The organism is Sorangium sp. So ce394 (genome assembly GCF_051474665.1).
Taxonomy (GTDB): Bacteria; Myxococcota_A; Polyangia; order Polyangiales; family Polyangiaceae; genus Sorangium; species Sorangium cellulosum_D.
Map to the genome: position 1 here is coordinate 9,199,218 of NZ_CP150339.1, position 18,544 is coordinate 9,217,761.

The 18,544-nt window shown below is 71.9% G+C and carries 13 protein-coding genes; 11 read left to right on the forward strand and 2 right to left on the reverse strand.

Annotated features, from left to right (window positions below; all coding sequences use genetic code 11):
* The first annotated feature begins 395 nt into the window (after nucleotides 1-395).
* The 3 genes from WMF33_RS33800 to WMF33_RS33810 all read left to right on the forward strand — a co-directional run bounded on the left by WMF33_RS33800 (nucleotide 396) and on the right by WMF33_RS33810 (nucleotide 5,168).
* A complete protein-coding gene (locus WMF33_RS33800; RefSeq protein WP_437332488.1) occupies nucleotides 396-1,544 on the forward strand; it encodes a hypothetical protein in 1,149 nt (382 codons plus the stop codon).
* 188 nt (nucleotides 1,545-1,732) lie between these two features.
* A complete protein-coding gene (locus WMF33_RS33805) occupies nucleotides 1,733-3,265 on the forward strand; it encodes an ATP-binding protein (RefSeq protein ID WP_437339550.1) in 1,533 nt (510 codons plus the stop codon).
* Between the two features lie 487 nt (nucleotides 3,266-3,752).
* Nucleotides 3,753-5,168: a proteinase inhibitor gene (locus WMF33_RS33810; RefSeq protein ID WP_437332489.1), complete on the forward strand. Its 1,416-nt coding sequence runs from the start codon at nucleotides 3,753-3,755 to the stop codon at nucleotides 5,166-5,168.
* Nucleotides 5,169-5,234: 66 nt separating this feature from the next.
* On the opposite strand, the gene WMF33_RS33815 is transcribed toward WMF33_RS33810, so the two are convergent.
* Nucleotides 5,235-7,001, reverse strand: a complete 1,767-nt coding sequence (locus WMF33_RS33815) for a hypothetical protein (RefSeq protein WP_437332490.1) — start codon at nucleotides 6,999-7,001, stop codon at nucleotides 5,235-5,237.
* 437 nt (nucleotides 7,002-7,438) lie between these two features.
* On the opposite strand from WMF33_RS33815, the gene WMF33_RS33820 reads away from it, so the two are divergent.
* The 6 genes from WMF33_RS33820 (at nucleotide 7,439) to tpx (ending at nucleotide 14,184) form a co-directional block, all read left to right on the forward strand.
* The gene (locus tag WMF33_RS33820; RefSeq protein ID WP_437332491.1) at nucleotides 7,439-7,987 is read left to right on the forward strand and encodes a tetratricopeptide repeat protein; all 549 of its coding nucleotides are present in this window, start codon (nucleotides 7,439-7,441) and stop codon (nucleotides 7,985-7,987) included.
* Nucleotides 7,988-8,146: 159 nt separating this feature from the next.
* The gene (locus WMF33_RS33825) at nucleotides 8,147-9,475 is read left to right on the forward strand and encodes an endo-1,4-beta-glucanase (protein ID WP_437332492.1); all 1,329 of its coding nucleotides are present in this window, start codon (nucleotides 8,147-8,149) and stop codon (nucleotides 9,473-9,475) included.
* 313 nt (nucleotides 9,476-9,788) lie between these two features.
* Nucleotides 9,789-11,162, forward strand: coding sequence for a hypothetical protein (locus WMF33_RS33830; protein WP_437332493.1), 1,374 nt, complete (start codon nucleotides 9,789-9,791; stop codon nucleotides 11,160-11,162).
* Between the two features lie 270 nt (nucleotides 11,163-11,432).
* Nucleotides 11,433-12,716, forward strand: a complete 1,284-nt coding sequence (locus tag WMF33_RS33835) for an SGNH/GDSL hydrolase family protein (protein WP_437332494.1) — start codon at nucleotides 11,433-11,435, stop codon at nucleotides 12,714-12,716.
* Between the two features lie 426 nt (nucleotides 12,717-13,142).
* On the forward strand, nucleotides 13,143-13,517 hold the full coding sequence (locus tag WMF33_RS33840; RefSeq protein WP_437332495.1) for a hypothetical protein: 375 nt from the start codon (nucleotides 13,143-13,145) through the stop codon (nucleotides 13,515-13,517).
* Between the two features lie 172 nt (nucleotides 13,518-13,689).
* Nucleotides 13,690-14,184: a thiol peroxidase gene (tpx, locus tag WMF33_RS33845; protein ID WP_061624675.1), complete on the forward strand. Its 495-nt coding sequence runs from the start codon at nucleotides 13,690-13,692 to the stop codon at nucleotides 14,182-14,184.
* A 41-nt stretch (nucleotides 14,185-14,225) separates the two neighbouring features.
* On the opposite strand, the gene WMF33_RS33850 is transcribed toward tpx, so the two are convergent.
* A complete protein-coding gene (locus WMF33_RS33850; RefSeq protein WP_437332496.1) occupies nucleotides 14,226-15,695 on the reverse strand; it encodes a cytochrome P450 in 1,470 nt (489 codons plus the stop codon).
* 259 nt (nucleotides 15,696-15,954) lie between these two features.
* On the opposite strand from WMF33_RS33850, the gene WMF33_RS33855 reads away from it, so the two are divergent.
* Nucleotides 15,955-16,854: a 1-acyl-sn-glycerol-3-phosphate acyltransferase gene (locus WMF33_RS33855; RefSeq protein ID WP_437332497.1), complete on the forward strand. Its 900-nt coding sequence runs from the start codon at nucleotides 15,955-15,957 to the stop codon at nucleotides 16,852-16,854.
* Between the two features lie 465 nt (nucleotides 16,855-17,319).
* Entirely contained in the window at nucleotides 17,320-18,543 is a 1,224-nt protein-coding gene (locus tag WMF33_RS33860; RefSeq protein WP_437332498.1) for a sugar ABC transporter substrate-binding protein, read from the forward strand.
* Nucleotide 18,544 lies beyond the last annotated feature (1 nt).

Below are 18,544 nucleotides of genomic sequence, written 5' to 3' on the forward strand. Positions count from 1 at the left end.
CCTCGGCATGCGGATGCTAGACGATCCGCGACGCCCACGTCACGCCCTTGTTGCGCACAGCGTCGACCCGGGTGAACCGGGTATCCACGTGGGCGGCCCCGCGGCGCGGCGGCGCCTCCCCGGCGTTCCAGGCCGTCGGGGCGCGCCGGATGGCCCGCGCCGCCCTGCGCCCGAGCAGCGGCCATGGCGCCGGCGCCGCCCGGCGCGGCGGCGGTCGAAGCGGCTGAGCGGCGCCGGCCGGCGCCGTGGTCAGTCGCGCCGCGAGCGCCGCGCGGCCGCGCGCTCCGCCCTGGCCGCGCGAGGCCGCGCTCGTCGACGACGGGAGATCCGATCGAGCGGTGGAGATCGGCAGTCGAGGCTTCCGGTGAGGCGCCGCCGGTCGCAGGTGACGCGTGATGCGAACTTCAAAGCTCCGCTCCGTCCCGAGAGATAGGACCCGTACGTCGCGCCTCCTCTGGATTCACCTCCTCTGGACTCCTCTCCTCCCTGCCTGCGCCGGACTCGAGCCCTCGCCGCCCGCGGCGTGCGCGCCCGGCGAGGAGCTCTTCCGGGGCCGGTGCGTCCACCCCGCCGCCCGCTACGAGCCTGAAGAGCGCATCGACCGGGACAACGTCGTCGCGTTCGGCGCGCCGCTCACCCGGCTCCGGTTGCCGGAGCCGCCGCGCAGCGGCTTCAGGATCATCGCGCCGCCGCGGACCCTCGCGCCCGGCGAGGAGGCGCTGTTCTGCCTCTCATGGCCCTTCCCTGCCCTCGTGAACGAGACCGTCCACGCGGCGCGCCTCTACACGACGGCCGGGCTGCACCACAGCAACGTCATCGCCAAGCCGGTGAATCCGTCGTACGGGCCGAACCCCTACCCGGACTGCCATCCTGGCGCCGACGACGCCTTTGGCGCGCTGCCGGCGGTCATCCCGGACGTCCTCTTCGCGAGCTCCACCCAGGTCGTCGGCGACGAGACGCTCGTCTTCCCCGAGGGGATGGGCTTCACCCTGGACACGACCCGCGAGATCGCGACGAGCGTCCACCTTCTCAACACGTCGGCCGAGCCCGAGGTCGTCGAGCTCGCCTACGACTTCTTCACCATGCCCATGTCGGAGCGCACGGAAGAGCTCGTGCCGTTCGTCATGAACGTGAACGACTTCCTCGTCCCGCCGCGCGCCACCCGGACCGTGGGCGCCACGTGCTCGACGTTCGGGGGGAACATCGTGTCTCTCATGCCCCACACGCACCGTTACGCCGAGGCCTTCGACGTGGATGTCGTCCGCGAGGGCGGCGGCGAGGCGCGCGTCTACGAGGGCGGGGCGTTCGACCTGGAGGGCGACATCGAGGTGTACCGGCCGGCGATCGCGCTCGAGGAGGGCGACTCGCTCCGGTACGCGTGCAGGTTCCGGAACACGTCGGACCACGATCTCACCTTCGGCTTCGGCGACAACGAGATGTGCACGCTGTTCGGGTACATGTACCCGCCGGAGAAGCAGCTCGCGGCGGTGTCGCTGCGCGACGGAGAGCCGTGCCTCTCGTTCGGCATCGGCGCGCTCCGGTGAGGGGCCGGCGCCGCCCGGCCGCTGCTCCTCGCCGCTGGGGGCGGCTCTCCGCCGGCGCGCGCCTCGGCCCGGTCCGGCGGCGGGATACCGGGCTCCGGTCGCTCGCCATGGAACTCGGTTCGCGGTAGTACATCCGGACCGTGCGCACCTTCAACATCGCCGGCCCCTGCCGCCCGGACCGACACTACATGATCCCCGCGGGGCGACGGTTGCCGGGCTTCGGCGCGCTGGTGGACAAGCAGGCGTACTTCGTCGTCCATGCCCCGCGACAGACGGGCAAGACCACCACGATGAAGGCGCTCGCCCGGCGTCTCACCGAGGAGGGGCGCTATGCGGCGCTGCACTTCTCCTGCGAGACGGCGCGCGCCTTCCCCGAGGACGTCGAGCAGGCGGTGAAGGGGATATGGCTCGCGATCGAGGGCGCCGCTCGCCTTTCGCTCCCGCCGGAGCTCCGGCCGCCGGCGCCGAGCGAGGTGCCCGCGGCCGGCTACCTCCAGACCCAGCTCACGCGCTGGGCGGAGGCGTGTCCCCGACCGCTGGCGCTCGTGTTCGACGAGATCGACGCGCTGACCGGCAGCAGCTTGATCTCCGTCCTGAGCCAGCTCCGCGCCGGCTTCCCGGACCGCCCGGTCGCCTTTCCGTGGTCGCTGGTGCTCTGCGGGGCGCGCGATGTCCGCGACTACAAGGCAGCGAGCGGCGGAGGCCCGGTCCGGATGGGCTCGTCGAGCCCGTTCAACATCAAGGAAGAGTCGCTCCGGCTCGGCGACTTCACGGAGGCGGAGGTCCGCGAGCTGTACGGACAGCACACCGCCGAGACAGGGCAGCCCTTCGCCGAGGAGGCGCTCGCGCAGGCGTTCACGCTCGCGCAGGGACAGCCGTGGCTGACGAACGCACTGGCGCGGGAGGTGGTCGAGAAGATCCAGGTCCCGGGGGACCAGCCCATCACGGCCACGCACATCGAGGCCGCGAAGGAGCGCGTCATCCTGGCGCGGGCCACGCACCTCGACTCGCTGCTCGCGCGCCTCGAGGAGGAGCGCGTGCGCCGCGTCATCGAGCCCGTGCTCGCCGGGGAGCTGACCGGGGGAAAGACGTTCGACGCGGACTTCGAGCACGCCGTCGATCTCGGCCTGGTCGCCCCGGATCTGCCGGTGCGCATCGCCAACCCCATCTACCGCGAGATCATCCTGCGCGTGCTCGCGAGCCCGGCCGAGGCGGCGATCGACGCCGAGCCGCATCGCTACAAGGCGCCGGACGGGCGCCTCGACGTGGACCGGCTGCTCCGCGACTTCGCCGAGTTCTGGCGGCAGCACGGCGAGCTCGTGGTGGAGCGCGTGGATTACCAGGAAGCGGCGCCGCACCTCGTCTTGATGGCATTCCTGCACCGCGTGGTGAACGGGGGCGGCGTCATCGACCGCGAGGTCGGCGTGGGACGCAAGCGGATCGACGTGCTCATCCGGTGGCCCTACGTCGACGCCGCGGGCTTGCGCGCCGAGCAGCGCGTGGCGCTCGAGATCAAGGTGTGGCGCGACCGCGACAAGAAGGGAGATCCGCTGCGGGAGGGGCTCGTCCAGCTCGACGAGTACCTGCGCCGGCTCGGGCTCGACGAGGGGGTGCTGGCGATCTTCGACTGCAGGAGCGCGGCGGGGGCGATCGAGGAACGGACGCGGTTCGAGGAGGCGAAGACGGCGTCCGGGAGGCGGGTGACGGTGCTGCGGGCGTAGCGGCATCCCACGGCTAGCCGCAGCGAAGGCTCGTTCGCCGGGTCCTCGATGGTCGTGTGATGCCGTTCCTCGGCGCGGGTGTTCGTCAACGCCGAAACCCAGGGCGACAGGACATGAGTCTTCAAGCGGGTCCTGAGTTTCAGGTCGGCTAAGTCCGCGGGCCAGCGCGACGGCGGCCGCTGCCTGCGAGCGCTTGGCGCGCGAGATCCAGCGACCCCGGCCCCCCCGTAGCCGAAGCGCCTCGGATAGCTCGTGCATGTCTCGTGCACCGCGGGCAGCCGTCCCGGTCCCCGGACACGCCTCGCCCACCCCTCACGTGCATCGTCTTCCGACACAAATGTGTCATGGATTACTTTTTCTTCACAAAACCATGTACCAAGGTTGCACAATCATGAACAAACGATACACATCGACATGCTCCCCGGGCGGTCCGGTGAGCTAGACCACGTTCACCTTCGCTCGAAGGTCCACGTTCAGGAGATTCACCGTGAAGCGAGAGCTCCTCCGTTCACCGCACGCGATGCTGGTCGCAGCGCTCCTCGTCTCGGCCTTCGGAGGGCTGGGCGCCTGCCAGAACAGCGAAGACGACGACGCCTCGGGGGCTCCAGAGCCCTCCGGGTCGCCCGGGCGTTGCGTCTACACGAGCGCCTTCAGCCAGGCCGAGGAGTGCCGCGAGTACACCGGCCAGGGCTGGACCGCGGAGACCGCCGAGGCCGACTGCAAGGCGCTCCAGGGCTCCACCTTCACCGGCGGCGAGAGCTGCGGCTACCCGGAGACGCTCGGCCGATGCGTGCTCGGCGGCGGGACCGACGACGCGTACGCCATCGTCTTCCCCGGCGGCGACGCGAGCCAGTGCGCCGCCACCCAGCGCGGCTGCGAGATGTTCGGCGGCGGCCAGTTCGAGCCCGACGCCTGCGAGGCCGCGACCGAGAACCCCGGCATCGGCACGGGCGGCGCCGTCTTCCAGTGGCCCGAGCTGGTCTGCGTCGAGCCGGAGGCCGGCGAGCCGGCCGGGCAGAGCGACGGCAAGGTCTGCACGTTCGGCGCGATCTCGGGCTGCACCGAGCCGGGCCGCCGGTTCACCGATTACGCGTCGTGCGAGCCGGTCTTCACGCAGCGCCCGTACTGGCCCGCGCCGCCGTCGGAGTACAAGACCCCGAGCGACGATCCGCGCCTGTCCGACCCGGAATGGCTCGCCGAGCTCGCCTGGGTCACGGAGCAGACCGAGGCGTGCGGGTGCGTGTGCTGTCACTCGGAGAACGTCGCGCCCGCGGGGCCGTCGAACTGGTACATCGAGGCCGGGCCGATCTGGACCGACAGCTTCAATCCGTCGGGCCTCGCGCTGGCCGCCGGCTGGGTCTCCTCGGCGGCGCTCGGCGCCTATCCGCCGGACCAGAACAACGGCTTCTCCCGCGACACCGCCGGACTGCCCACCACCGACCCGGCGCGCATGATCGCGTTCTTCGAGGGCGAGCTCGCGCGCCGCGGGTTCACGAGGGAGGATTTCGCGGACATGACCCCGTTCGGCGGGCCCATCTATGAACAGAGCCTTTACGAGCCGAGCGACTGCGCGGCGGGCGAAGGCGTCGACGCTGCGGGCAAGGTCACCTGGGCCGGCGGCGGCGCCCGCTACGTCTACGTCATGTCGGCGGACGCCGCGAACCCGGGCGCTCCCCCCAACCTCGACCTGCCCGAGGGGACGATCTGGCGGCTCGACGTGCCCTCGAGCGCCGAGCCCATGAAGAGCGGTATCGCCTACGGCGAGGTCCCAGCGAGCACGAAGCAGGGCTATCCCGCCGACGGGACCCCCGAGGAGCTCGTCCCGGGCACGAAATACTATCTGTACGTGCTGGCAGACGTCGGCATCCCGATCACGCGGTGCCTGTTCGAGATCTCGCCCTGAGAGGGAGCGCCGGAGCGCGGCGCCCCTCCCTCTCCGCGCGTCGAGGCCGTTGACGCTTACCCGGCGTCAGCCCGCGGATTCACCGCCGGCGCCGCCGCTCCCCGCAGCGCCACCGCCGGCGCCGCCGCTCCCCGCAGCGCCACCGCCGGCGCCGCCGCTCCCCGCATCTCCACCGCCCTCGCCGAATCCGCCGACGCCTCCACCGCCCTCGCCGAGTCCGCCCTCACCTTTACCGCCCTCGCCTCCACCGCCGACGCCTCCACCGCCCGCGCCGACGCCCCAGCCGCAGTCCTGGGGATAGCCGCAGTAGCCGCCGCAATCGATCTGGGGAGGAATGCAGAGCTGCGGCTGCTCACGGTTCCTCTCCAGGTCCTCCGGCAGGAACTTGAGGTGCTCGGTGATCCAGGCGTCCAGCGCCTCGTAGCGCTCCTCGTCGCCCGGACGGAGCATCCCCTCGTCCGACAGCTGCTCGTAGATGCCCTTCAGCACCGCGTTGGGATCGAGCGCCGCGAAATCCTCGATCACGTCCTCGCACATCGCGATCGTGTCGGCCCAGCAGGCCGTATCGCTCTGGCACCCGCGCGCCAGCGCGTTCCCGCCGGCCAGGGGGACCTGCGGATACCAGCTCTGCCCCAGGCTGATGTCGACCGAGTACGGCAGGTACTGGAACAGGCCATCGGCCCGCTCGACGAGCACGACGTTGTTGCTGTTGTGGATCGCGTCGTCCCCGGTGGCGAGCACCCACGAGAGGCACTGGAACCGGTGGAACGCCGGCCAGTCGATCCAGCCCTCGAGCGCGGCCTTGTAGCCCTCGCCCGGCGGCGTGTCGGCGATCGCCTGCTCGAGCTCCTTCGCGCGGGTGTTGTCGCACGTCTTCAGCTGGCAGTTCGCCGGGTCGTCGAAGATGCTGCCGCCGGGGATCACCACGTCGATCGGCTTCGGGATCCAGCCGCCCCCCGGGATGTTGCCGGCGAAGTCCCCGACGAACTCCCACATGTTGGCGCAGCCGCCGCCGAGCTTGTCCCCGACGCGCTCGCAGAACGCCTTCTTGTAGCGCTCGACCACGATGTAAGGGATCGACACCGCCGGCCCCCAGACGTTGCTCGAGACCCAGGCGTAGTTGGTCAGGGGGGCCGGGTAATCGAGGCGCGCATAGAGCTCGAGCGTGAAGCGCTCGCGGAAGATGGTGCCGACCTGGCCGTTGTTGAAGCGCACGTGCTCGAACCCGCCGAGCCGCTGCTTCTCGACGAACTCGTCCGCGTCGATGTTGAGGTTGGGAATGGTCCGCTTCGTCCAGGGCCGCATCGTCGACTGCCCGGCGATCCCCACCTGGACCTTGCCGTAATCGGCCGTCTTGCCCTCGGCGCCGGCCGTCGTCACCCACAGGTGATCCACGAAGGTCGCGTCTTCCCCGGTCGGTGAGTAGATATCCCCGAACCCCGGCCTCAGGATGGGGCCCGGGCCGCCCTCGAGCCCATCGTTCATGATCTCGAGCTGCTCTTCCGAGACGGCGAGCCAGTAGCGATTGCCGATGGTGCCGAAGACGTCGAGCGCGAGATCGGCCACCTCGGTGTCCGCGACGGGCGCCCCCGGGAACTCCTCTGCGGGCGCGCCGCCGTCGCCGCCGTCGCCGCCGCCGTCGCCGCCGCCGCCGCCGCCGCCGCCGGCCCCGCCCTCCCCGTTCGTGTAATAGTAGTTGTTGATGGTGTCCGGCGGATCGGCGCAGCCCGCGAGGAGGATGGCAGACGGGATGACCGAGAAGGCGAACAGCGAAATCGCTCGAGCGCGGAACGACCGAGACCGAGCCGAAAGAGACGGTAGCTGAGAGGGCATGAGTGCAACCTTTCCGCTACACGCCCACTGCAAAAATCATACCGTCCGTGGCAAATTGTGACAGCGACGGTGGCGATGCTCCGGGGCCATGCCGGCCCCGCAGATCCGGTGAGGTCTTCGAGGAGCTCACCCCGCGCGCCCCGCGTACCGCGCGGCGCGCGGCCTTCGCCCCCTCATGACACGGGGATCAGATCCTGGCACACTCCCCCGGAGTTGCGGCCATCTGTGCCAGCTCGCGATCCGACAGCGCGAGTCCCTCAACGCGCTTCCAGCGCGCGGCCCTCGCGCGGCGCACAGCCCACCTCGTGGCCTGTTCCGAGGACGGCACGTCCCACGACCCGCGAGCCCTCCTGGCCTGATCGAGCGCGCCCGCGCCGCCGCCCCGCCGCTCGAGCGGCGGCTACCGCCGGCCGCGCCTGCGCGCTACGTTCGCCGCCGTGGACGCACATCGACCGTCCGGCACCCGCCGCGCGCTGCTCATCGGCCTCCCCGTCGCCGCGCTCGCCGTGGCGGGCTTCCTCGCGCTCGGCCGCGACGAGCGCCCCGCCCCGAAGGCGCGGCCGTCGAGCGCGGAGCCCAGCGAAGGCGCGAGGCCGCAGCGACGCGACGAGTCATCCGCCGTCCCCCCGGCGCCGCCGCCGGCCGCTGCCCCCGCGAGCGCCGCGGCACGGCAGCCCGACGCAGCGCCGGCGGCGCTGGACGCGGACCCCGAGGCCCGCGTCCTCGAGCGCATGCGCGCCGCGCTGACGAGCGACCCGGAGGAGGTGCTCCGGCTCGACGACGCGGCGTCGCGCGATCTCGGCGACAGCCCGCGCGCCGCCGAGCGCGGCCTGCTCCGCGTGCGGGCGCTCGTGCGCCTCGGCCGGGCCGGCGAGGCCCGCAGCCTCGCGGAAGACCTCATCGAGCGCTCTCCGGACGACCCCTCCGCCAGGAGCGCCGCCGCCTATATGGGGGTTCACCCCCGGCCGCGCGGCCCCTCGCGGTAAGGCGACATACCGCAGCTGCCTCACGGGAGAGGCGATGATCCCGCCTGGGCCGCTGTGACAAGCATCTTGTAGCCATGGCAGAACGTGGCGCGGCGAGTCACTGAACCGATTAAGATTTCGGGCTGGCTCGAACGTGCGTTTCTGGCGATAATCGGCCTCATGCGCAATTGGCTTCTTCTTGTTGGGGTTCTCCAGCTCGCCGCGGCGGGCCTCGGGTGCGGCGACGGGACGGGCGACGGCGGCGAGGGCGGCGCCGGCGGGGAGTCGGCGGACAACGGCCCGACCGGCAGCGGCTCCTGGGGCACCGCCGGGCCCACGGGCACGGGCGGCGGGGGGTCCGCGGGCATGGGCGGCACGGGCGCCGGCGCGCCCACGGGCGGGACCGCGAGCACGGGCACCGGCGAGCCCGTGGGCAGCAGCACCAGCAGCGGCGGAGAGCCCAGCACCTGCACGGCGGCGGACGAATGTCCGTTCGAGGCCGGGGTGGAGATCGCCTGCCGCCTCCGCTTCATGTACGGCGTGAACTACGCGTGGCGCGACTTCGGCGCCGACTTCGGCGGTCAGTCCCGGTGGAGCCAGGCGGGCGTCTCGGGCAAGAAGGGCCAGGTGCTCTCCGACCTCCAGGACATGCGCGCCAACGGCGTCGACGTGGTCCGCTGGTGGATCTACCCCCGCTTCTACGGGGACCAGATCAACTTCGATGGGCAGGGCAACCCGACCGGGCTCGGCGGCACCTCGGCGCAGGACATCCTGGCGGCGCTCGAGCTCGCGGACCAGGCGCAGGTCAACGTGATGTTCACCCTGTTCTCCTTCGACGGCTTCTACAAGACGTCGCACGACCCGCCGAACGGCCTGACGGTCTGGAGCATGGGGCCGATCGTCGCGGAAGCGGGCCGGCGGGCCAAGCTCATCGAGAACGTCGTCCGGCCGATCGCGAAGACGGTCGCGTCGAGCCCGCACCGCGGCCGCATGCTGGCCTGGGACGTCATCAACGAGCCCGAGTGGGCGATGACCGGGCCGAGCCTCTACGGCGGCGACCCGGCGTTCGAGGGGGACTCGAGCAAGTTCGATCTCGTCACGCACCAGCAGATGGAGGCGCTCGCCAAGGAGTCGGCCGCGGTGCTGCGGGAGGAGACCGGCGCGCCCGTGAGCGTCGGCAGCGCCGCGATCAAGTGGGGTCAGGCGTGGACCCGCGCGGACGTCGACTTCTACCAGGTCCACATGTACGGCTGGGTCAACGACTACTTCCCGTACGACAAGCCCCTGTCCGAGTACAACCTCACGGACAAGCCGGTCGTCATGGGCGAGTTCCCCATCAACATGGCCGAGATGGACGTGGGCTACGACAAGTTCGTGGGCGACCTCTTCAACATGGGGTATGCGGGCGCGATGTCCTGGTCGGTCACCGACGCGAACTTCCCCTGGTCGTCCAACAAGACGCGCGTGAAGGCGTTCGCCGATCAGCACCCCTGCGAGACGCGGTACTGAGCGCCGGGCGAGCGCCGCCGTCCGCGGCGAACCTGGTTGTCACGTCGGCGCGGCGAGCTCGTCCTGGACGAGCTCAGCCGCGCTCGCGTGACAGCTTGCCCCAGCGTGTGGCGCGTTGGCGCATCGCCGCGCGCACGGCGCAAGAGCCGCGGCCCGCGATCGGGCCGCCGAGGCCGTCGCGCGGCGCGCTGGCGCTCGTCCGCCGCCTCCTCCGGGCACGTCGGTTGCTGGGCAAGTAGGCCCGCTGCTCACGGAGGTGTTCGCCTGTGTGAGCCACGAGCGTTGTTAACCAGCACCCACCAAGGAGAGCGACATGGCACGAGATCGCTACGACAACCGAGGCTTCCGTGACCAGGGGGCGCGCGACGACTGGCGCCACCGGGAAGAGCAGGGGCGCTTTCCAGGGAGCTACGACCAGCGCGGCTTCCGCGGCCACGAGGAGGAGCGGGACGCGTTCGAACGAGGCTCGTACAGCCGCGGCAACTATGCGAACCAGAGCGGCGGCAGCCGGCAGGGCGAGCTGGGCCAGGCGCCGCAGTACGGCCAGCAGGGGCGCGGCGAAGGCAGGGGCCCGTGGCAGGCGGGCGGCCAGCACGGGCAGGAGTACCGCGGCGGGTACGGCGGATACGGCGGGCGCGGGCAAGAGCAAGGCGGCTTCGGCGGGCGCGGTTACCGGGAGCACGAGGAGAGCCGCGCGTACGGACAGGACAGCCCCTCCTGGGAGCGGAGCGGCGGGCGCGGCGACCACTTCGGCGGTCGGGGCGCGGAGGACGAGCGCAGAGGGTTCGGCTCGGCGCAGCGAGGGCGCGACGAGAACCGCGGCTATTACGGCCGCGACGTGAACCGCGGGACCACCGGACAGGACGAGGGCCAGGGCCGCGGCTCGTACGGGCGCGACGACTACGGTCGCGACGATTACGGGCGCGAGGAGAACCAGCACCGCGGCTACGGGCGCGAGGAGGAGTACGAGCGCCACAGCTACCAGGGCCACAGCCAGGGTCGCGGCCATCAGGGCCGCGACGACTACCAGGGCCGCGGCTACCAGGGCCAGAGTCAGGGCCGCGACGACTACCAGGGCCGCGGCCATCAGGGGCGCGACGATTACCAGGGCCGCGGTTATCAGGGCCGCGGTTATCAGGGTCGCGATGATTACCAGGGCCGCGGTTATCAGGGCCGCGACGACCACCAGGGCCGCGAGAGCTACGGCCGCGGCTACGGGCGACAGGACGAGTACCAGGGCGGCGGCTACGGGCGCGGCGAGGGCCAGCACCGCGGGTATCGAGGCGGCGACGAGCGCCAGAACCCCGGTCATTACGGCTGGGGCGACGAGCGCGGCGGGTTCAGCGGCCAGCGCGGTCGCGACGAGCACCAGCGCGCCGGCGGCCGGGGCTGGGAGGCAGAGCGCGGCGATCGCCGCGACCGCGACGAGGACCGCGGCTACCAGGGCCGCAGCGACGAGCTCGAGGGCCACGGTCGCGGCCAGGAGCGCGGCGGCCAGGGCGACATCTACAACCGCCCGGAGCGCCGGCCCGGGTTCGGCCGCTTCATGGGCGACGAGATCCCGCAGGGGTACTCGACCCGGGTCCACGAGCGCGACGACGTGCGCGCCTCGCAGGGCCGCGATCGCTCCTCCGCCGAGGAGGGCGGTCGCTCCGAGCACCAGAACCAGAACCGGTCCTGGAACTGAGCGCCTCCGCGGCGATCCGTCGCGCTGGACGCGCTCCCCTCCCCGCCCCCCGGCGCGCAAACCACGCAGCGCTCCCGCCCCGCCTCCCCGCCCTCCTGTTCGAGTCCCCTCTTCCGGCGGCAGCGCCGCCCCTGGCTCACCCGACATCGTCGGAGCGCCCGCGCGCCAACCGATCTCCGCCTCTCCACGGCCGCATCGCGGAGTCTGCACCGGTTTTCAGGGACAGATTGGTGTTGTGTGCGCCACGGACCTGCAGCATCCTCCGCCGCCATGAAGACAGCAGCTTATTCAACGTTCCCGAAGCTCGTCTCCGCCGTCTGCATCGCCTGGTCGGCGCTCGCGGGGTGCGGGGACGACGATCCGAACGGGGCGACGGGCAGCGGCGCCGGCTCATCTACCTCGACGACCAGCGCCTCGGGCGCGGGCGGCGACGGCGGCACGGGCGAGGGCGGCGCCGGCGAGGGCGGCGCAGGCGCGACGACGGCGTCGAGCACGAGCGGCACCGGCGGGAGCAACCCCTCCGGAGACACCATCCGCTTCATCGGGCGCTTCGACACCACGAAGCCCGAAGGCCCCCGCTTCTCCTGGGCCGGCAGCGCGATCGCCACGCGGTTCTCGGGGACGTCGATCAGCGTCCGCTTCAACGACGCGTCGACCGCGGCGCAGTCCAACTTCTTCCAGGTGGTGATCGACGGCGAGTCGAAGGGGGTTCTCAAGGTCAACGCCGACGAGGAGCTCTACACGGTCGCCGAAGGGCTGCCCGCAGGCGAGCACGATCTCCTGCTCCACCGCCGGACCGAGCCGCTGGTCGGCGTGACGCAGTTCCTCGAGTTCGTCCCGGAGCAAGGCGGGGAGCTCCTGCCGGTCGCGCCCGCGCCCGAGCGCCGTATCGAGGTGATCGGCGACTCGATCTCCGCCGGTTACGGGATCGACGGAGCGGATGAGACGTGCAAGTTCACGAGCGACACGGAGAACAACTACCTCGCCTACAGCTCCATGATCGGCCGGCTGCTCGAGGCCGACACCACGATCGTCGCCTGGTCCGGCAGGGGCGTGTTCCGCAACTACGACGATGAGGCGCAGCCCACCATGCCGGAGATCTACGGCCGGACGATCGCCGACGAGGCGCAGCCCGCATGGGACTTCTCGTCCTGGGTCCCGCAGGTCGTCGTGATCAACCTCGGCACGAACGACTTCAGCATCAACGTCCCGGGCGACGCCGAGTTCCGTGAGCCGTTCACGAACGCCTATGAGGGCCTCGTCGACACGGTCAGGGAGAACTACCCCGAGGCGTACATCTTCTGCACCATCGGGCCCATGCTCAGCGACTCGTTCCCCGAGGGCGCCGAGGCGCTCAGCAGGGCGCGCGACTACATCGGCCAGGTGGTGGAGGACCGGACCGCCGGCGGCGACGATCGGGTGCGCTTCCTCGAGTTCCCGCCGCACGACAAGGCGACGGACGGGCTCGGCTGCGACTGGCACCCGAGCGCGAAGAAGAACCGGGACATGGCCGAGCAGCTCGCCGACGCGATCAGCGAAGAGCTCGGCTGGTAAAGGTACGGCGCGGGGCGCAACGACATCGCTCCTCCGCTGCGCGCGTCGAGCGCAGCGAGCGCAGCGCGCGCCGCGCCTCGACGCGCGCTGCGCTCGAGAGGCGCCGGCCATGAGATTGGCCTCTTCTCCAGCAGCCCACGCGAGCCGGACACGCCGGCGCAGCGCCGTGCACCGGCGGCGCAGCGCCGGGGCATCGTGTCACCGGCGCCCCTCGTCGGCTGTGGCACGCCGCTACACCCGCCGCACGTTCTCGTTGGCGCCCTCGCCGCGGCGCACGAGCGCCCATCCGATCGGCGCGCCAAACCGCGCTCAGCGCGGAGTTCCAGCCTTGGTACACGCGGTGCATCTCTCGATGTCAGAACACCGGACGGGCGGCGCCGCTGAAAGCGCGTGGGAGCGTGCCGCCGATCGAGGAGATCATCCATCATGCAGACCAAGCAAGACGGCTCCCAGCGGGCCACCAGCAGAAGCCACGGAAAGGATTTCGTGGAGGCAGCGCGCAAGAGCGCGACTCGCACGGACGACCGCGACGCGTTCATCCCCGATCCGGGGGACGGCCCGCCCAGGGTGGTGGACGAGTTCGCCGAGCAGATCGCCGAGCAGTACCTCGCCTCCGCGACGTCGGGCAAGGGCGACATGACCGAGGATTACGAGGACGCGGTGGATCCCGAGGAGATCGGGGGGCCCTTCATCATCACCACGGCCGAGCAGGAGATCGGGTACAGCAGGGATTCGATGAACCCCGACGACGCCGAGGTCGAGCCGTTCCCCCTGGTCAACCGCTCGCCCCTCGGCGGATGATCCGGGCGCGAGCGACGGCTCGCGCCGGGGAGCCCGCGAGGCAGCGCATCGCCCACGCGGCAGGCCGGCCGGCGCCTCGGACGCCGGCTGCCTGGCTGGATCTGCTTGGCATCCGCCCTCCGCGCGCCTACGACGGGCGCCGACGCACCGCTGTACAGAGGAGGATGCGACCATGGCTCAGACCAAGTTCAAGGGAAGCCCCGTCCACACCGCCGGCGAGCTGCCGTCCGTCGGCGCGACCGCACCCGATTTCACGCTCGTGAAGAGCGATCTGTCCGAAGGCAAGCTCTCGTCGTATTCGGGCAAGAAGGTCCTCAACATCTTTCCGAGCGTCGACACCGGCGTCTGCGCGAAGTCCGTTCGGACGTTCCACGAGCGCGCCGCGCAGCTCCCGGGCGTGACGGTGCTCAACATCTCGGCCGATCTGCCGTTCGCGCACGGCCGCTTCTGCGGGGCCGAGGGCATCAAGAACGCGGAGAGCCTCTCGACCTTCCGGGGCGATTTCGGCGACAAGTACGGCGTCAAGCTGGTGGACGGGCCGCTCGCCGGCCTGCTCGCGCGCGCGGTCCTCGTGCTCGACGAGCAGAACAAGGTCGTCCACGCGGAGCTCGTCCCGGAGATCGCGCAGGAGCCCGACTACGACGCGGCCCTCGCCAAGGTGCGGTGAGCCGGAGCGCGGGCGCGCTCGCGCCCGCGCGCCGCGTGAGCTCACGCGCTCGCGCGCCTCGTGAACCGGATGCGCAGCCCCTCCGGCTGCATCGCGAACGCCATCCGCTCCCGCACCGGCGCCGCCGGATCCGCGAGCTCCACCGTGAAGCTCCGGAGCACCATGCCGACCGTCACGGCGCACTCCAGCAGCGCCATCGAGCGGCCCGGGCAGATGCGCGGCCCGCCGCCGAACGCGAGCGCCATCCGCGGCTCGTGCGGCAGCGTCGCGGGCGCGCCCCCGAGCCAGCGCTCGGGGCGAAACGACTCCGGATCGCCGAAATACTCGGGCTTCCGCCCCGCGGCGCGCGTGAGCGCCACGACGCCGACGCCGGCCGGCACCGCCACGTCGCCCACGACGGTGTCGTGGTTCGCCTCCAGGTAGAGCAGCGGCGCCGCGGACCGCAGGCGCAGCGCCTCGTGCGCGACCGCGCCCGTGTACTCCAGGCGCTTGCTCTGCTCGAGCGTCGGGATCAGGGCGCCGCCGACGACGCGATCCGCCTCCTCGCGGGCGCGCGCCTGCACGTCGGGGCGCGAGCCGAGGTAATAGAGGATCCACGCGAGGGTGTTCGCCGTCGTGTCCTCGCCCGCGAGCAGCATCGTGAGGACGTTCGCGTAGACCTCGGCGTCCGAGAGGCGCGCCTTCGGGTCCTCGCCGTCGCGCGCGGCGATCATGAGCTCCAGGAGGGTCCTCGGGCGCGCGGGCCGGTCCGCGCCGCCCTCGATCTCGCGCCGCGCGGCGGTCACGAGATCGAGGATGAACCGCTTCACCGAGGCGATGGCGCGATCGTAGGCGCGGTCGGCGGGGAGGCCCAGGTAGCGCCAGTAGGGCAGCGGCGCGAGCATCCGCCGGTTCAGGCCGAGGAAGACGCGCTGGAGGTGCTCCTGGAGCGCGTCCGGGCCGCGCGCGAGCGTGTCGAGGTCGCGGCCGAACGCCACGGACGAGGTGACGTCGACCGAGTAGCGCATGAGATCGCCGAGCACGTCGCGCGCGGCGCGCTCGTCGGCCGCCTGCGCCCAGAGCGCGCGCAGCCGGCCCGTGATCGCGGAGATGCTCGGGAAGAAGCCCTCGACGTGCCGCGCGTGGAACGTCGGGCTGATGAGCTGCCGCTGCTTCCGCCACGCGTCCCCGTCCGCCGAGAACAGCCCGACCATGTCCGCCTCGCGCGACACGTCCTCGATGGTGCGCATCCGCCGGAACACCGCGGGGCGGCGCTGGAGCACGTCGCGCACGAGCTCGCCGTCCGCCACGACGAGGATCGGCTTGCGGCCCAGCCGGACGGCGAACAGGTCTCCGTGGGCGCGCCACCATCGCTCGAAGTCGAGGTGCCAGCGGTCGGGGTGGAGCGCGAGCAGGTGACCGACCACGGGCAGCCCCCGCGGCCCCGGGAGGTCCGCGAGCGTCCGCTGCGGGCGCGCAGGCGCGGCGTCGCGTCGGATGGAGTCATCCACGGTCAGGGACGTGACCTTCATGGTGTCCTCATACAGAACCAGCGCCGGCGCGTCCCGGCGCAAACACGACAGGGCCTTGATGGGCGATGGGCGACGGGCGATGGGCGCGCGCAGGTCGCGCTCGGGAGCGCGAGGCCGGCGCGCGCTGCGTCGTCGCCCGTCACCGGCGCCGGGGGGTGGGCCGCAGCGTCGGTGGGAGCGCGGATCGCGGCGCCTCTCGATCGGCCGGGCCCGAGCGCGGCGCTGGCGTGGCGGCGCCGGCGCGGGTAGAGACGCGGACATGGCGGAGCCGCTGGAGAGAGAGCTCGCGATGCTGTCCGGCGAGGAGATGGCGGCGGCGCTCGGGCTGGGCAGGGCGCCCGCTTGGGTGCGCCGCGCCGGGCGCGCGGCGTTCGCGGTGCCGTCGTGGCCGCTCGGGCGCGCGCTCGCGCGGTTCGATCGGCGCGTCGGCGAGGCGGGGATCCACGTGGCGGCGCGGGAGGCGCTCTCGGGCTTCGGGGCGCGGTGGACGGCCGACGCGGGGCCGCCGCCGCGCGGGGCGCTGCTCGTCGTATCGAATCACCCCGGCGCCTACGACGCGCTCGCGCTGATGGCGGCGATCGGCCGGGGGGATCTCATGATCGTGGCGGCCGAGCGGCGGTTTTTGCGGGCGCTGCCGCACGTGAGCGAGCGGCTGCTCTTCGTGCCGATCGACGGGGGCGGCGGCGGGCGGGAGCTCGCGGCGCGCACGGCCGGGGTGCGCCGCGCGCTGCGTCACCTGCGCGGCGGCGGGGCGCTGCTGCACTTCCCCGCGGGCCGCATCGAGGCGGATCCGGCGTTCGCGGGCGACGGCGACGCGCTGCTCGGGGCGTGGCATCCGAGCGCCGGGGCGCTGCTGCGCGCGGCGGCGGCGGCGGGGGGGCGCGTCGCGGTGGCGGTCGTCTCGGGGGTGCACTCGCGGCGGGCGAAGCGGCTGGCCGTCACGCGCTGGGCCGAGCGGCGCGGGATCAGCACGCTGGCGCCGCTCCTCCAGGTGGCGCTGCCAGGCTTCGACGACGTCGACGTGCGGGTGCGGCTCGGCGAGGCGCGGGAGGCGGCGGCGGCGGTCGGCGGAGGGGACGATGACGCGGGGCTCACGCGGCGGCTCCAGGAGGAGGCGGCGAGGCTGCTCGCCGGCGGGGCGCGCGGGTCTCCTCGGTGAGGGTGAGGGCGACGAACAGCGCAGGCCCCCGGGGAGCACGGCATTGGCAGGTTCTTTTGCCGTACGCGCCGTTCCTCGCCACGACACCGTTCCATGGGTGAACCAGCGCGTGCAGCGTGGCTGTACGATGGGACGAACAAGACGAGGATCTTGACTTTCGGATCGCGTTTGGATTTCCTAGCCCCCTGAAACCAGAAGCTCTCTAGTGGCGGACGCCACGAGCCTCGCCGACACGCCCTTGAATTCCGAGGCCGCTCGCGAAATCTGCGCGGTGCCCCGGTGATGACGCGCGACACCGTCGCTCGTCCAATGCTACAGCTCGTGCCCCAGTGCTTTCGCCGTGAGCGACGCGGCGGCACGCGGACATTGGCCTCGGAGCTCGTGAGGGCGAGAACGTGACGACGTGTGATGGGCCGTAGAGGTCTCTCTCTGACCACGTCTCTTTGCTCGAAAGGTAGCGGCACGATGTCGATTGGCCAGTTGAAGTCTCGTGGACCGGCGCGGCGCGCAGCGGCGGTGTTGGTTTGCGCGCTCGGGCTCTGGGGCCTCTCCGCCTGCAAAGGCAAGCCCGACAGCGCTCCGGCCGTAGAGGGCTCCGCCAGCGCCGCGGCCGAGCAGGCGCCGAGCGGGCACGGGCCCAAGGTCGTGTCAGGGCCCGGCTATAGCCCCGAGTGCTTCGCGCCGTGGAGCAAGGACACCAAGTATTTGCAGTGGCCGGCGCGAAAGCCGCCGTTCCGCCTCGCGCTCGTCAACGGCTACGTCGGTAACGCCTGGCGCATCCAGATGGTCAAGACGGCCAAAGCCTTCGCCAAGGACCCGGCCATCGCGCCGCTGCTCAAGGAGTTCAAGGTGGTGTCGACCGGCACCGACGTCGCGGCCCAGCTCGGCGCGATCGAGGACTTCATCAACCAGGGCTTCGACGCCGTCGTCACGCTCGCCGTCAGCCCCGACGGCTTCGATCGCGTGATCCGCCTCGCCGACAAGAAGGACGTCATCCTGGTCCCGTTCGACAACGTGCTCGACACGGACAAGGTGATGCAGGTCAACGAGGACCAGCTGGCGATGGGCCGCCAGTGGGGCGAGTTCCTCGACAAGCAGCTCGGTGGGAAGGGCAAGGTGCTCGAGGTCCGCGGCCTGCAGGGCAACTCCGTCGATCGCGACCGCCACGTCGGCTTCCGCCAGGTCATGGAAGCGCCGGGGAAGAGCTACACCATCGTGGAGGTGGTCGGCGGCTGGGACGACGGCAAGGCGCAGAAGGCGGTGGCCGACGCGCTCGCCGTGCACCGCCAGTTCGACGCGCTCTTCGCGCAGGGCGGCTCGACGGGCGCGATCCGCGCGCTGCTCGACGCCGGCCACAAGCCGATCCCGGTCGCCACGGAGGCCGAGAACGGCGCGCGCAAGCTGATCGCGAAGCACCACGAACAGGGCATGAAGGGCCTGTCGCTCGGCCAGTCGCCGGGGCTCGCGGCCATCGCGATGAAGGCGGCGCTCGAGGGCTTGCAAGGCAAGGTGATGCCGCAGATGATCTCCGTGCCGATCCCCGCCGCCGACCACACCACGCTGAAGGACGGCGAGAGCTTCTTCTCCCAGCTCTCCGACAACTTCTTCACGCCCAACGAGTTCCCGCCCTGCGGGGTCAACATCTCGGGCGTGAAGATCATGAACGAGTCCGAATCGGACGTGAAGTAGC

Bases quoted from the DNA above. Each gene is read 5' to 3' on its own strand.
- WMF33_RS33830 (WP_437332493.1), top strand. From the start codon at position 9,789: ATGGCACGAGATCGCTACGACAACCGAGGCTTCCGTGACCAGGGGGCG.
- WMF33_RS33835 (WP_437332494.1), top strand. From the start codon at position 11,433: ATGAAGACAGCAGCTTATTCAACGTTCCCGAAGCTCGTCTCCGCCGTC.
- WMF33_RS33825 (WP_437332492.1), top strand. From the start codon at position 8,147: ATGCGCAATTGGCTTCTTCTTGTTGGGGTTCTCCAGCTCGCCGCGGCG.
- tpx (WP_061624675.1), top strand. From the start codon at position 13,690: ATGGCTCAGACCAAGTTCAAGGGAAGCCCCGTCCACACCGCCGGCGAG.
- WMF33_RS33850 (WP_437332496.1), bottom strand. From the start codon at position 15,695: ATGAAGGTCACGTCCCTGACCGTGGATGACTCCATCCGACGCGACGCC.
- WMF33_RS33805 (WP_437339550.1), top strand. From the start codon at position 1,733: ATGATCCCCGCGGGGCGACGGTTGCCGGGCTTCGGCGCGCTGGTGGAC.
- WMF33_RS33800 (WP_437332488.1), top strand. From the start codon at position 396: ATGCGAACTTCAAAGCTCCGCTCCGTCCCGAGAGATAGGACCCGTACG.
- WMF33_RS33860 (WP_437332498.1), top strand. From the start codon at position 17,320: ATGTCGATTGGCCAGTTGAAGTCTCGTGGACCGGCGCGGCGCGCAGCG.
- WMF33_RS33815 (WP_437332490.1), bottom strand. From the start codon at position 7,001: ATGCCCTCTCAGCTACCGTCTCTTTCGGCTCGGTCTCGGTCGTTCCGC.
- WMF33_RS33840 (WP_437332495.1), top strand. From the start codon at position 13,143: ATGCAGACCAAGCAAGACGGCTCCCAGCGGGCCACCAGCAGAAGCCAC.
- WMF33_RS33855 (WP_437332497.1), top strand. From the start codon at position 15,955: ATGGCGGAGCCGCTGGAGAGAGAGCTCGCGATGCTGTCCGGCGAGGAG.